This is a genomic window from Streptomyces blastmyceticus (assembly GCF_039521185.1).
Taxonomy (GTDB): Bacteria; Actinomycetota; Actinomycetes; order Streptomycetales; family Streptomycetaceae; genus Streptomyces; species Streptomyces blastmyceticus.
This window is the reverse complement of record NZ_BAAABW010000025.1, coordinates 84,227-97,079: the sequence shown is the minus strand read 5'-3', so window position 1 is coordinate 97,079 and position 12,853 is coordinate 84,227. Positions and strand designations below refer to the sequence as shown.

At 69.1% G+C, this 12,853-nt stretch carries 11 protein-coding genes; 4 read left to right on the top strand and 7 right to left on the bottom strand.

The features are described from left to right. Positions 1 to 28: 28 nt before the first annotated feature. The 7 genes from ABD269_RS22680 to ABD269_RS22650 form a co-directional block, all read right to left on the bottom strand. On the bottom strand, positions 29 to 979 hold the full coding sequence (locus ABD269_RS22680) for an SCO2278 family lipoprotein (RefSeq protein WP_486387817.1): 951 nt from the start codon (positions 977 to 979) through the stop codon (positions 29 to 31). Continuing rightward, positions 888 to 1,859, bottom strand: coding sequence for an iron uptake transporter permease EfeU (gene efeU / locus ABD269_RS22675; protein WP_344120440.1), 972 nt, complete (start codon positions 1,857 to 1,859; stop codon positions 888 to 890). Before efeU ends, ABD269_RS22680 begins: the two co-directional genes overlap by 92 nt. A 34-nt stretch (positions 1,860 to 1,893) precedes the next feature. Next, the gene (efeB, locus tag ABD269_RS22670; RefSeq protein WP_301887807.1) at positions 1,894 to 3,177 is read right to left on the bottom strand and encodes an iron uptake transporter deferrochelatase/peroxidase subunit; all 1,284 of its coding nucleotides are present in this window, start codon (positions 3,175 to 3,177) and stop codon (positions 1,894 to 1,896) included. A gap of 15 nt (positions 3,178 to 3,192) precedes the next feature. Further along, on the bottom strand, positions 3,193 to 4,323 hold the full coding sequence (gene efeO / locus ABD269_RS22665; protein ID WP_344120436.1) for an iron uptake system protein EfeO: 1,131 nt from the start codon (positions 4,321 to 4,323) through the stop codon (positions 3,193 to 3,195). A 148-nt stretch (positions 4,324 to 4,471) separates the two neighbouring features. Further along, a complete protein-coding gene (locus ABD269_RS22660) occupies positions 4,472 to 5,317 on the bottom strand; it encodes a heme ABC transporter ATP-binding protein (RefSeq protein ID WP_425572960.1) in 846 nt (281 codons plus the stop codon). Between the two features lie 127 nt (positions 5,318 to 5,444). Further along, positions 5,445 to 6,494, bottom strand: coding sequence for a FecCD family ABC transporter permease (locus ABD269_RS22655; RefSeq protein ID WP_425572962.1), 1,050 nt, complete (start codon positions 6,492 to 6,494; stop codon positions 5,445 to 5,447). 34 nt (positions 6,495 to 6,528) lie between these two features. After that, entirely contained in the window at positions 6,529 to 7,563 is a 1,035-nt protein-coding gene (locus tag ABD269_RS22650) for a heme/hemin ABC transporter substrate-binding protein (protein WP_425572959.1), read from the bottom strand. A 114-nt stretch (positions 7,564 to 7,677) separates the two neighbouring features. Between ABD269_RS22650 and ABD269_RS22645 the strand changes: the two genes are divergently transcribed. The 4 genes from ABD269_RS22645 (at position 7,678) to ABD269_RS22630 (ending at position 12,786) form a co-directional block, all read left to right on the top strand. After that, positions 7,678 to 9,060, top strand: coding sequence for an HtaA domain-containing protein (locus ABD269_RS22645; RefSeq protein WP_344120432.1), 1,383 nt, complete (start codon positions 7,678 to 7,680; stop codon positions 9,058 to 9,060). Positions 9,061 to 10,061: 1,001 nt separating this feature from the next. After that, the gene (locus ABD269_RS22640; protein WP_344120429.1) at positions 10,062 to 11,627 is read left to right on the top strand and encodes an AbfB domain-containing protein; all 1,566 of its coding nucleotides are present in this window, start codon (positions 10,062 to 10,064) and stop codon (positions 11,625 to 11,627) included. Between the two features lie 42 nt (positions 11,628 to 11,669). Beyond that, a complete protein-coding gene (locus ABD269_RS22635) occupies positions 11,670 to 12,197 on the top strand; it encodes an RICIN domain-containing protein (RefSeq protein WP_344120426.1) in 528 nt (175 codons plus the stop codon). Between the two features lie 28 nt (positions 12,198 to 12,225). Beyond that, positions 12,226 to 12,786, top strand: coding sequence for an RICIN domain-containing protein (locus ABD269_RS22630; RefSeq protein ID WP_344120424.1), 561 nt, complete (start codon positions 12,226 to 12,228; stop codon positions 12,784 to 12,786). Positions 12,787 to 12,853 lie beyond the last annotated feature (67 nt).

Genomic DNA, 12,853 nt, shown 5'->3' with positions numbered 1-12,853 from the left:
CCCTGCGGGCGCGTCCGCGCACCCGGGGCTACTCGCCCTTGACCGTCGTCACGCCCTCGATGCGGTTGAGGAAGACGACCCGGTCGTTCGACTTGGCGGGTGGTATTCGGACCGCCGACTCCGACACCTTCGTATACGTCACCGACCGCTTGAGGTCGCCGCTCAGCAGCGCCTTCATCCGCGGGTCGGTGATCGCGGGGCGCAGGCCCTCGGCCATGGTGCGCCGTTCCCGGTGGTGCGCGGTGAAGAACGCCAGCGCGCCGCCGTCCGCGGTGCGCAGCGCCGGTGCGGGGAAGCCGTCGGGGCCCTCCGGGGTGTCGATGAACTCCGTCCAGAACGTGGGCGTCCGCTTGATCTTGTCGCGGTCCTCGCGCAGCCCGGTGGTGCGCGGGCCCGGCGCGAACGTCCGCCCGGAGCCGGTCCGCAGGAAGTCGGTGTACGCGGCGCTCACCGCGTTCGGCGCGGTGGCCAGGGCCGGGTCCTCGCCCTTGGCGGCCGGCACGGCCTCGGCGTAGCCGTCCTTGTCGGTGGCGAACGCCGGCACCTTGTCGGGGCTGAGGATCGACAGATAGGCGGCCCGCCAGGGCTCCTTGACGCTGTCGCGCAGGAAGACCACGAACCAGCGGTTGCCGTCGCGGTTGCTGCGGGTGTCGGCGAGGAAGAACTTCGGCCAGCCGGCCTGCTTGGGGATCGTGAAGCGGGCGTCGTCGAGGACGAGGGGCGGATAGTTCGGGTTGCCGCCCGGCGTCAGCGCGCTCTGCGTCGTCATGTCGGCATTGCCGATCTCGGCGAGCGGACCGCTCTCGACCCGGGCTATGACACCCCGGTCGAGCTTGCGGTACGCCTCGTTGTAGCCCTCCGTGAAGCGCTGGAGGACCTTGGGGGCCTCAGCCCTGTCCACCGACGGGATGATCTCCCGTTCGCCGTGCACCGTCACGCACCCGGTCGCCGTCAGCAGCAGCGCCGACGCTGTCAGCACTGCCGGAGCGGTCGGCGGTCGACGGTGCGGCGGCCGGCGTCTCATGGGACTTCGACTCCTTGGTGGCGGCTCGGTTCGGCGCCACCCTACCCGGGGCGAAGAAGACCAGGAGGGTGGGTACCAGATACAGCGCCCACACCGCGACCTGGAGCCAGGTCGGGTCCGGCTGGAAGTTGAAGACGCCCTTGAGCAGGGTGCCGTACCAGCTGTCGACCGGGATCTGCTCGCTGATGTCGAAGGCCTTGTTCCCCAGGCCCGGCAGCGCGTCGGCCTCCTGGAGGTCGTGGAAGCCGTACGCGAGCACGCCCGCGGCCACCACGATCAGCATGGCGCCGGTCCAGGTGAAGAACTTCGCCAGGTTGATCTTCAGCGCGCCCCGGTAGAACAGCCAGCCCAGCACCACGGCCGTCAGCAGGCCCAGCAGCGCGCCGACCAGCGGCCGTACGCCGTCGTCGGTCGCCTGCACGGCCGTCCAGATGAACAGCGCGGTCTCCAGGCCCTCCCGGCCCACGGCCAGGAACGCGGTGACGACCAGCGCGGTGGTGCCCATCGCGAGCGCCGCGTCGAGCTTGCCGTGCAGCTCCTTCTTCAGGTGCCGCGCGGTGCGCCGCATCCAGAAGACCATCCACGTGACCAGGCCGACCGCGACGACCGACAGCGAACCGCCGAGCATCTCCTGCGCCTTGAACGTCATGCTCTGCGAGCCGAACTGCAGCAGCGCGCCGAAGCCCATGCTCAGCAGCACGGCCACCGCGATGCCGAGCCACACCGGGCGCAGGGCGTCCCTGCGGCCGGTCTTGACCAGATAGGCGACGAGGATGCAGACGACCAGGCTGGCCTCCAGCCCCTCGCGCAGGCCGATCAGGTAGTTGCCGAACATACGGCGTTCCCTCCTGTTTCCGCTGAAACGTCGATCACGCGAAGAGCGCCTTGCCCCACCAGTCGTCCTTGCCGCGGACGCCCGGCGGGACGGCGAAGACCGCGGAACCCACGTGCTGGATGTACTCGTTGAGGGCGTCCTTGGCCGCGAGCTGCGTCTGGAGCGGCACGAAGCCGTCCCGTACGTCCTTCTGGTACGCGATGAAGAACAGGCCGGCGTCCAGGCGGCCCAGGCCGTCGGTGCCGTCGGTGAAGGAGTAGCCGCGGCGCAGGATCGTCACGCCGTGGTTGCTGTCCGGGTGGGCCAGCCGCACGTGGGCGGTGTCCTTCATCGCCTTGAGGTTGGGCTCGTCGCGCTCGCGCTGCATGCCCTGCGGGGCGCCCTCGGCCTTGTCCCGGCCGAAGACGTCCTCCTGCTCCTTGAGCGAGGTGCGGTCCCAGGTCTCGATGTGCATCCGGATGCGGCGGGCGACGAGGTAGGAGCCGCCCACCATCCAGTCGGGGCCGTCCTTCTGCCCCACCCAGACGTACTTGTCGAGGCGGTCGGTCTCGGTGCCCGCGATGTTCCGGGTGCCGTCCTTGAAGCCCAGCATGTTGCGCGGGGTCTGCGCGTCGGGCGTCGTCGAGGACGTCTTGCCGAAGCCGAGCTGCGACCAGCGGATCGCGACCCGGCCCATGCCGATGCGGGCGAGGTTGCGGATCGCGTGCACGGCGACCTGGGGGTCGTCCGCGCAGGCCTGGACGCACAGGTCGCCGCCGCTGCGGGCCGCGTCGAGGTTGTCGCCGGGGAAGGCCGGCAGGTCGATCAGGGCCTTCGGGCGGCGGGACTTGAGGCCGAAGCGGTCCTTGCCGTCCTTCTCGAAGAGGCCGGGACCGACGCCGAAGGTCAGGGTCAGCCGGGAGGGCTTGAGGCCGAGGGCCTCGCCGGTGTCGTCCGGCGGCAGCTCGTCGTTGTCGCCGATCGCGCCCTCGCCGACCTCGTGACCTGCCGTCATCCGCGCGGCGGCGGCCGTCCACTCCTGGAGCAGCTTGACCAGCGCGGCACGGTCGGTGGTGGTCACGTCGAAGGACGCGAAGTGCAGGCGGTCCTGCACGGCGGTGGCGATACCGGCCTGGTGTTCGCCGAGGAACGGCACGGCGTCGCCCGCGGAGGCGGCGGGCGAGGCGTCGTCCTTGCGCATCACGGCCGCGGTGGTGCCACCGGCCGCGGCCGCGCCGAGCGCGAGCCCGGCACCGCCCCAGCCGAGTATGGAGCGGCGGGAAGGCGTGGCCTTCTTCTCGTCCGCGGTCTTCTGCTCTGTCGTCTTCTCGTCAGCCATGGAAGTCGTCCCCGATTACTTCGCGACGGCCGCGGCGAGCTTGGACAGCGGCTCGGAGAGGGCGTTGACGGCGTCGGACAGCTTCTTGCGGTCGTCCTTGCCGACCGTGTCGTACGACTTGAAGCTGTCGCCTTCGCGGTAGTCGCCGAGCGCCTTCTTCACCGCGTCGAACTGCTTGTCCAGTTCCTTGGTGAGCTCCGGGTCGTGCTTGGAGGCGACCGGCTTCAGCAGCCCGTACGCCTTCTCGGCGCCGTCGACGTTGGCCTCGAAGTCGATCAGGTCGGTGTGGCTGTAGCGCTCCTCCTCACCGGTGATCTTGTTCCGGTAGACCTCGTCGAGGAGTTCCTTGGCGCCGTTGGCCATGCTGGTCGGGGTGATCTCGGCGGTGCCGACGCGCTTCTGCCAGTCCTTGAGGTCCGTCATCAGCTGGTCGGCGAGCTTCTTGTCGTCGTCCGAGATCTTCTTGTCGTCCCAGAGCGACTTCTCCAGCTTGTGCCAGCCGGTCCACTTCTGGTCCTTCTCCAGGCCGTCCTCGCGGACGTCCACCTTCGGGTCGATGTCACCGAAGGACTCCGCGACCGGCTCGGTCCGCTCCCAGCCGGTGCGGGAGACGGCGTACTGCTTCTTCGCCTCGTCCAGGTCGCCGTTCTTGACCGCGTCCGCGAACTTCTGCGCCGCGGGGATCGTCTCGTCGGCCTGCTGCTGCACGTACTTGCGGTACTCCGCGACGGCCTTGTCCAGCTCCGGGTCGCTCTTCTTCTCGGCGCCGCCGCCCGTCACGGTGATCTTCTGACGGATGCCGTCGCCCTTCATGCCGGGCTTGCAGGCGACCTCGTACGAACCGGCCTTGATGGTGGCGGTGATCTCCGCCTTGGTGCCGGGGCCTATGTTCTCGCGCTCGGTCACGATCCGGTCGTCCGGGGCGTAGACGTACACCTCGGTGACCTTGGAGCCCTTGTTCTGGACATTGATCTTGACGTGCCCGGCCGGGAACGAGGTCTTGGAGAGCTCGCACTTGTCGTCGGACGCGGTGACGTTGACGGCGTCCGAGCCCTTGCTGTCCGACTTCTCGGCACAACCGGACACGGCGGTCAGGGCCGCTGCCGCCGCGACGGCGGTGACGGCAGAGGAGCGGAGGACTCGCATACGGGGCTCCAGGCATGCTCAAGGAGGGCGGAACTGAACTCGGAACTGAACTCGGCCGACATGGCCGAAACAGCATGGCCTAATTAGGCCGCCCTAACTTATCTGAGGCTTGCCTACCCTGTTCCCCAAACGGTGCGTGATTCTGCTCTCACGGGGCAAAATCTCGTCCCTCCCGTCTCGGTATCACCAAAGGGTCACCGGTGCGCGGATGATCGATTACCTCCACCGGCTGCATATAGACATGACTCAGCAATTCCGCGTCGAAGACCGCGGACGGCGGGCCCTCGGCCGCGATCCGGCCCCGGTGCAGCACGGCGACCCGGTCCGCGTACGCCCCGGCGAGGCCCAGGTCGTGCAGGACGACCACCACCGCGTCGCCCGCCGCGGCCCGCTCCCGGCACACCCGCAGCACCAGTTCCTGATGGCGCAGGTCCAGCGCGGCGGTCGGCTCGTCGAGCAGCAGCAGCGGGGCGCGCTGCGCGAGGACGCGGGCGAGCGAGACCCGGGCCCGCTCGCCGCCGGACAGCGCGGCGAAGGGCCGGCCCGCGAAGCGGGTCACCTCGGCGGCGGCCATGGCACTCCGCACGGCCTCGTCGTCCTCGTCCTCCGCGTCGGTACCGGCCCAGGGCGCGCGGCCCATCCGTACGACGTCCTCGACAGGGAAGGGGAACGACAGCTCCGCCGACTGCGGCAGCACGGCCCGGCGCAGCGCGAGGTCGGCGGGCGTCCAGGCGCCGGCGGGCCGCCCGTCGATCCACACCTCGCCCGACTCCGCGGGCAGGTCGTGGGCGAGCGCGGCGAGCAGGGTGGACTTCCCGGCGCCGTTCGGCCCGACGAGCGCGAGCACTTCGCCCCCGGCGACGGCCAGCTCGACCTCGGAGAGGACGGTACGGCCCCCGAGCCGCACCCGAAGGGCACGGGCCTCGGCCCGCACGGTCCCGATGGGGGAGGGCAGCGGCAGATGCCGCGTACGGGACCGGAAGAGGGAACGCATCAGGCCCAACCTCCTTGCTTGCGCCGCGTTTTCCGCAACAGCCAGCTGTGTCTTCCCGGGGGACAACCCCCGGACCCCCGGCCGGACCCCCGGTCGTCGCTGGCCTGATTCCGTCGGCAGCGAGTCATCAGGCCCAACCCCCTTGTCTGCGCCGCGTCCTGCGCAACAACCAGAAGAAGAATGGGCTCCCCAGCAACGCCGTCAGGACGCCCAGCGGGAGTTCCGCCGGCTGGGCCGCCGTGCGGGCCGCGAGGTCGGCGGCGACCAGGACGAGCGCGCCGCCCAGCGCGCTGCCCGGGACGAGGAAGCGGTGCCCCGGGCCCGCCGCCATGCGCAGCAGGTGCGGCACCAGCAGCCCCACGAAGGTGACGATCCCGGCCACGGCCACCGCGGCCGCCGTCAACAGCGCCACCACCAGCACCAGTACGAGGCGCAGCCGCTCGACGTCCACCCCGAGGTGACGCGCGGGGCGCTCGCCGAGGGCGAGGAGGTCCAGCTTCCGGGCGAACCACGGCGCGACGGCCAGTCCCACCACCGCGCACGGCAGCACGGCGAGCACTTTCGGCCACGTCGCCTGGGCGAGCGAGCCGAGCTGCCAGAAGGTGATCTGGGTGACCTGCGCGCTGTCCGCGAGGAAGAGGAACAGGCCGATGAGGGCGCCCGCGAACGCGTTCACCGCGATGCCGGTGAGGATGAGGGTCACCACCTCCGTACGGCCGCCGGACCGCGACAGCGCGTACACCAGCAGGACCGTCACCAGCCCGCCCGCGAACGCGCAGCCCGCCACCGTCCAGTTGCCGAGGAAGGTCAGCCCGAGCGCGATCGAGGCGACCGCCCCGACGGCCGCGCCCGCCGAGATGCCGATGACGCCGGGCTCGGCGAGCGGATTGCCGAACACGCCCTGCATCAGCGCGCCCGCGCACCCCAGCGACGCGCCGACGAGCAGCGCGAGGGCCACGCGCGGCAGCCGGACGTTCCACAGCACGCTCTCGCCGACCCGGTCCAGCGCGTGCCCGCCGAGGCCCGTGCGGTGGAGCAGCGAGCCGAGTACGTCGCCGACGGGGATGTCGTACGCGCCGAGCCCCGCCGACAGGAGACAGAGGGCGAGGAGGGCCACGGTCATGCCGAGGGCGAGGAGCACGCCCGTACGGCGGCGCCGCGGTGGGTCGCTGGTGATGGAAAGCTCGGGCGGCTTGGCCAGGAGGGCCACGTCAGGCCCCCTTCGGGTGGATCTGCTCGATCAGGGAGGCGAGCACGGTGTCGGTGCGGGGCCCGAAGTTCAGCAGCACGCCGTCGTCGACCGAGGCGACGCGGCGGTCCATCCCGGCGGGGGTCTGGGCGACGCCCGGGATCTTGAGGAGGCCGTCCACGCCGCCGACCGAGTCGAGGCCCTTGCTCATGACGAGTACGACATCGGGGGCCGCCTTGGCCAGTGCCTCGCTGGTGAGAGGAGTGAAGTCCCGCTTCAGACCCGACTCCTCGCCCGCGTCCACCCCGCCCGCCGCCTCGATGAGCGAGTCGGCGCCGGAGCCCGGGCCGCCGAGGAGATAGACGGACGCCGAGCCGCGCAGATAGAGGAACGCGACCCGCGGCTTCTTCCCGCCGTCGTGCGGGATGTTCTTCCTGGCGGCGTCGACGCGCTGATCGGTACGGTGGCGCAGCTCGTCACCGGCGGGGCGGACGCCGAGGGCGGCGGCCACCTTGTCGATGCGCGGCCCGACGTCGTCCAGCCGCTTCGCCGGGTCGAGCACGACGAGGGGGACGCCGGCGGCCCGGATCTGGTCGACGGCCTCGGCGGGCCCGGTGGTGGTCTCCGCGAGGACGAGCGTCGGCTTGAGCGAGAGGACGCCCTCAGCGGAGACGTCGTGGGCGCGGGTGACGACGGGGAGCTTCCTCGCCTGGTCGAAGGTGGCGGTGATGTCACGCGCCACGACGTGGTCGCCGAGGCCGAGCGTGAAGACGATCTCGGAGAGCGCGCCGGTGAGCGGGACGATCCGGTCGGTGCTGTGTACGGTCACGTCGCGGCCGTCGACGGACCTTATGGTGGCGGGGAGTTGAGGGCGGGGCGTGCTCGCGAGCGGTTCGACGCGGTCGACGGCGGCTGTGCTCGTCGACGGACTTCCGCTTTCGCTCTTCGAACAGGCGGTGAGGCCGGTGAGCGCGACCAGGAAAGTCAGCAGGGCGACGAGTGTGCCGATGCGGCGCGGGGTATGTATCGGAGGGCCCGCCGACTGCCGTTGAAGCACGGTTCCGCCTTTCGCTCCGGCCGGGGGTTTCCGACCTGATGGGATGTAGCTTAGGTTAGCCTTACCTAAATCGCTATGTGGTGAAGCTTGCTGACCTGCCCGAAAGGGGCCCTCATGCCGCTCCCGTCCAGACCCGCCCGCCTCCCGGCCCTCGGCCTCCTCACGGCGCTGCTGGCGGCGCTCACGCCGATGGCCACCGCACACGCGGCGGAGGCCCGGGAGATATCCGGCGGCCGGCTGGACTGGGGGATCAAATCCTCCTTCCAGAGCTATGTCACCGGACCGGCCGCGCACGGCAGTTGGGAGCTCCGGGACGGGGCGGCGACGGAGGGCGACAACCAGTTCCGCTTCCACTCCGCCAAGGGCTCGTACGACTCCGACGGCGGCGCGCTCGACGCGTCCTTCCAGGGCGGGGTGCACTTCACCGGCCACAAGAAGCCCGACGGCTCGTACGACCTCGACCTCACCCTCAGCCACCCGGCCGTCGGCGTCTCCGGCGGCAAAGGCACGCTCTACGCCGACATGACCGGCAAGGCCAGGGGGACGGGCGAGGTCACCACAGCCTCCCACGTACCCTTCGCCTCGCTCGACCTCTCCGGCGTGAACCTGCGCGGCGACGATGCCGCCGCCGTCACGCTGACGAACGTCCCCGCCACGCTCACCGCTGAGGGCGAGAAGGCGTTCGGCGGCTACTACAAGGCGGGGACGGCGCTCGACCCTGTGAGCATGTCCGCCGACGTCGGGGCCGCGTCGTCCGTCGAGACGCACGAATCGACTTCGTCTGATGGCGAGTTCAAGGACGCCGCCGTCGACTGGGGGGTGCGCCGCACGTTCCGCGAGTACGTCTCCGGCCCCATCGCCCAGGGCTCCTGGAAGGTGGGCGACGGCGCCCAGGACGGCGGCGCGCTGTTCCGCTTCCCGCGCGGCAAGGGCGCGTACGACGCGGAGAAGAAGGCACTCGACGCGTCCTTCGGCGGCACCCTCCGCTTCACCGGCAAACACCTCGACCTCACCCTCGGCGCGGTCAAGGCGGCCGTGAAGGACGGCAAGGGCACGCTGTCGGCGGACGTCACAGGCGGCAACGGCGCCGGCAAGGCCCTTCCGCTTGTCACCTTCGACGCGTCCGCCCTGACCGAGAAGAACGGCCTCGCCGCCGTCACCGAGGCCCCGGCCAAACTGACGGCCGAGGGCGCGAAGGCGTTCGGCGGGGTGTACAAGGAGGGCGCGGACATGGACCCCGTCTCGCTCGCCGTCCCCCTGGCAGCGACGGCGAAGCTCCCGCCGCTGCCGAACCTGGGCAAGCCCTCGCCTTCTGCTTCCGCGGCGCCTGCGCCTGAGCGGGCCGAGGCATCTTCCTCGTCCAACTCCTTCCCGGTGCTTCCGGTTGTGCTCGCGGGTGTGGGTGCGCTGGTGGTGGCGGGCGCGGTTTTCCTGGTGATCCAGCGGCGCCGGACGGCGCCCGCAACGGGGGCATCTGATTCCGTTTCAGGCGAATGACCGGCCTGCCCGGTGTCGTCCGTGACGTCCCCCCATGCGCCACGGCTGACCCGGGCAGTCCGTTTTCTACGTGGCGGCAGTGACTGATCACCACATAGGGCACGGACCAGGTAGTAATGAATCGGCCAAGTGGACGGACCGGCGCTGCTGGCCAGGTGAGTGCTCTGGCGGCCCCGGGCGTCGACGTGTGCAGTTACGGGCGGCGAGCCTCGAAGGTTTATCAACTCGCGTTGTTTTACGGTACGTTGACCCTCGCTTTTCGCATGGATGAATCGGCGGATGGTGAATTTGGCGCCCCGGGCTGCCGCCAAGGCGTGCGGCTTGGAATGCCGCGGACTGGTGGCGAGAAGAAGCCCATTGCGGTGTGCGGTATTTGCCGGATACGGTCTTGGAGACCGGCCTGGCTGGTCGGCATGCGGGAGGGGGTTGGCGGAGTGATGGCACTCCGTCATGCCATGCGTGCCCCGGGGAATTTGTTCACAAAGCTGGGGAGAGTTGTGAACCGCAAGTCTGTGTATTTGGCCGCGGCGACAGCCGTTGATGCTGTCGTGTTGGGGTTCGCCGAGCCATTGGCCTCGGCTGTCGGGACGCTCGGCGAGTAGAAGAAAGACATCCCTTCGAAAGCGGATGCTGTCGCCAATCAGGGCGGCTGTGTAGCTCCTTCGTTCATTCGCGGCTATGGGCTGAGAGGCGCTGAACGCCTACGCCGACGGTAGGCGCGTGCGATACACGCGACGGGCCGAGAGCCGGAGAAGCGGGGGCGGCTGCGGCTTGCGGCGAGGTGGGCCGAGGCCATCGCAAGCGAGCTTCGGTGGTGCCGCAATTGATGCGGTGCTGGAGGCATTCACGGGAGCAGGGTGTCGCGGCGGCGCTCTGTCTAAAGGGAGTGGCGTGCTGAGCATGGCTACTCCCTGATCAGGGTGGTTTGGCGGTCTTCACTGCCTCCGCCCTGCACACATCAGGTCGCCGGAGTGCGGCGGCAGAGGGGTACTGAAATCAGTATGCGCAAGAGACGCTTCACTTCCGCCAACATGCGACAGATCGTCACGCAAGGGATCGTCGCGACCACCGCGCTGGCAGCCGTTACCGGCGTCGTCGCACCGGGCACCGCCGTCGCTGTGCCGTCGAGCAAGGTGGCCGAAGCGGGCAGCATCGGGACCAACGACGAGCAGCGCGTCGCAGCGGCGGCCGTGGTCCGGCTCGACCCGAAGCCGGACGTACTCCTGCTCAGCGACTACGACTTCATTCACGCGCTGTGGCAGAAGGCCAGAGACGCGGGCGAGGAGTTGGGAGCAGTACGCACGGCCGCCGAGGAGGCGATGGCCAGCATCAAGGCCGAGGACCACGTGCGGTTCATCACGACCGGCATCCACCAGGCATACAAACTCGACCAGCAGCGGGAGAAGGACAAGGCCGACGTCGAGCGCGCGGCCAGGCTCGCCAAGTCCCAGGCGCTGCTCGCAGTTGGTATTCCGAGCAACCCGGACCTGCTGGCGCTCAGCGACGACAACTTCATCCGCGCGATCATGAAGCACGACGCCGCCGGGCCGGAGGTCCGGACTGCGGCCGCCAAGGCGCTGGCCGGCGACGCGGCGGCCTGGCGGGAGTTCATCGTCAACGGTGCCCGTGAAGCTCACCAGCGGGACATGGCCAACGAGCGCAAGGAGATGGAGGAGAAGAACCGCAAGGAGGCCGAGCGCCGCAAGGAAGCGGCTGCCCGCACGAGCGCTGCCGCACTGTTCCGCGTCACGCCCTCCGAGGCCATGCTCAACCTCGGCGACGACAACTTCATCCGCGAACTCCTGCGCGTCGCGCCCGACGACCTCCGGGGCACCGAGCTCTACGCCGCGGGGCAGAGGGCAGCGAGTAGCTCCGACCCGGCGGACTGGAAGCAGTTCATCCACACCGGGGCCGAGCAGGCGTACAAGCGCGACGATGAGGCACGGCGGAAGAAACTCGCCGAGGCCAACCGCAAGCTCGCCTTGCGTATCCAGGCCACGGCGGAGAACGGTGGGGTGAACCCCGGTCTGGTGGACGCCGCGAAAGGCGCGCTGGCCGGCAGTGACGACGACGTGGCCGAGTTCCTGAAGGAGGACAGTCAGTACCGGGCGCGACGGCAGTCCTTCTGGTCGAGTTTCGTCACCGACTCCGCTTGGTACCTCCGCCGGTCCGCCGCGGACGGGGACGGCGCCTACATCGCCCCCATGAAATTCGGCAGCAAGCAGGCCGACCGTGAGGACGCCACCTGGGTCATCGTTCCCGCGTTGGCCAGCAATCCCAGCTGCATCTCCTTCGAGTCGGTGAGTAAGCCCGGCTACTACCTAAGGAGCCAGCACGGCGGTGAGAATGTGCGAGTCGCCGGGGACGACGGCAGTCAGGAATTCCGGGCGGACGCCACCTGGTGTCCCCGTAAGGGTTTCAACGGCTTTGGGAAGTCCTTCGAGCTGGCGAGCAGGCCGGGCGTCTGGCTGCGGTCCTTCCAGGGTCAGCTCTACGCGCTCCCCCAGTACGGCAACGATTTCGACCGGGACTCCACCTGGCTTGTCGACTATCCGCTCGCACGCTGACCCGCCTTCCCCCGAGCCCTCACGAGAAGAACGGAACCCACGATGTCCCGGACCATCCGAGCCGCGCTGGCCACCGGCCTCGGTATCGCTGCGCTGGTCGGCGGCACGACCACCGCGTACGCAGACCAATCCACCGACACCTCCTCCTTTGTGCGCCTGCGGGCGGAGCACAGCGGTAAGTGCCTCACCATCGAGAACGCCCGTATCGGCAACGGGGCGTACGCCGTCCAGCAGTCCTGCGCCGATGACCTGGACAACCAGATCTTCGAGCTGGCCCCCACTGGCTCGGCCTCTTTTGAGGTGCGTGCCAAACACAGTGGCAGGTGTATGCGTTATAACGGCGGGCAAGGGGTCCAGCAGTTTTGGTGCAACGGGGATTCCAACGAGCGTTGGAGGGTTGTGCTGGTCGAGGTCGCCAAGGGTCTGTACGAACTGCGGCCCATGAGTGCCCCCGAGAATTGCCTGACCATCGACCCCGACGCTTCCGACAACGACGGTGCGCACGCAATAACCCTGTACTGCATCCAACACCCGATCCAGCGTTGGCGCGTTCAGCCGGTCACGTCCTGACATTCATCACCGAGAAGAAACGGATTTCATGATGGCACGGATCGTCCGAGCCGCGCTGGCTGTCGGCACCATTTTCACCGCGCTTGTCGGGTGCGCGGCCACTGCACATGCCGAGGGGAGTACTTCATTTTCTGTCGCCGCAACGGAGACGGTTGTACGGCTCGAAGCGTCGCACAGTGGAAAATGTCTGGACCTCAATAATGTTAATCCCGGAAAAACCAAGAATGGTGCGCATGCCTTGCAATGGGAGTGTGATGGCACTAACGGCCAGCAGTGGCGAGTGATTCCTGCGAATAACTCCTCCTTCGAGATTCGGTCGGTGGCCAGCGGCAAGTGCCTTGAAGTGGAGAACAGCGGCACTCAGGCCGGCGCCACTATCCAGCAATGGGACTGCAACGGGGGAAAGAACATGCGCTGGAGCATGGTCCTCGTCGATCAGAGACAGAAGCTCTTCCAGTTGCGCCCCACGCACACCGAGGAGCGTTGTCTGGATGTATATGACGCCGGGACGGGGAACGGTGCGACGGTGCAGCAGTGGTACTGCAACCAGACCGCCGCCCAGCTCTGGCGGATCCTGCCGGTCAGTTGACCGGTGCCGTGACCACAGCACCGTCCTTCCAGGAGTGAGAGCACTGCAATGCAGGTTGATTTTTTGA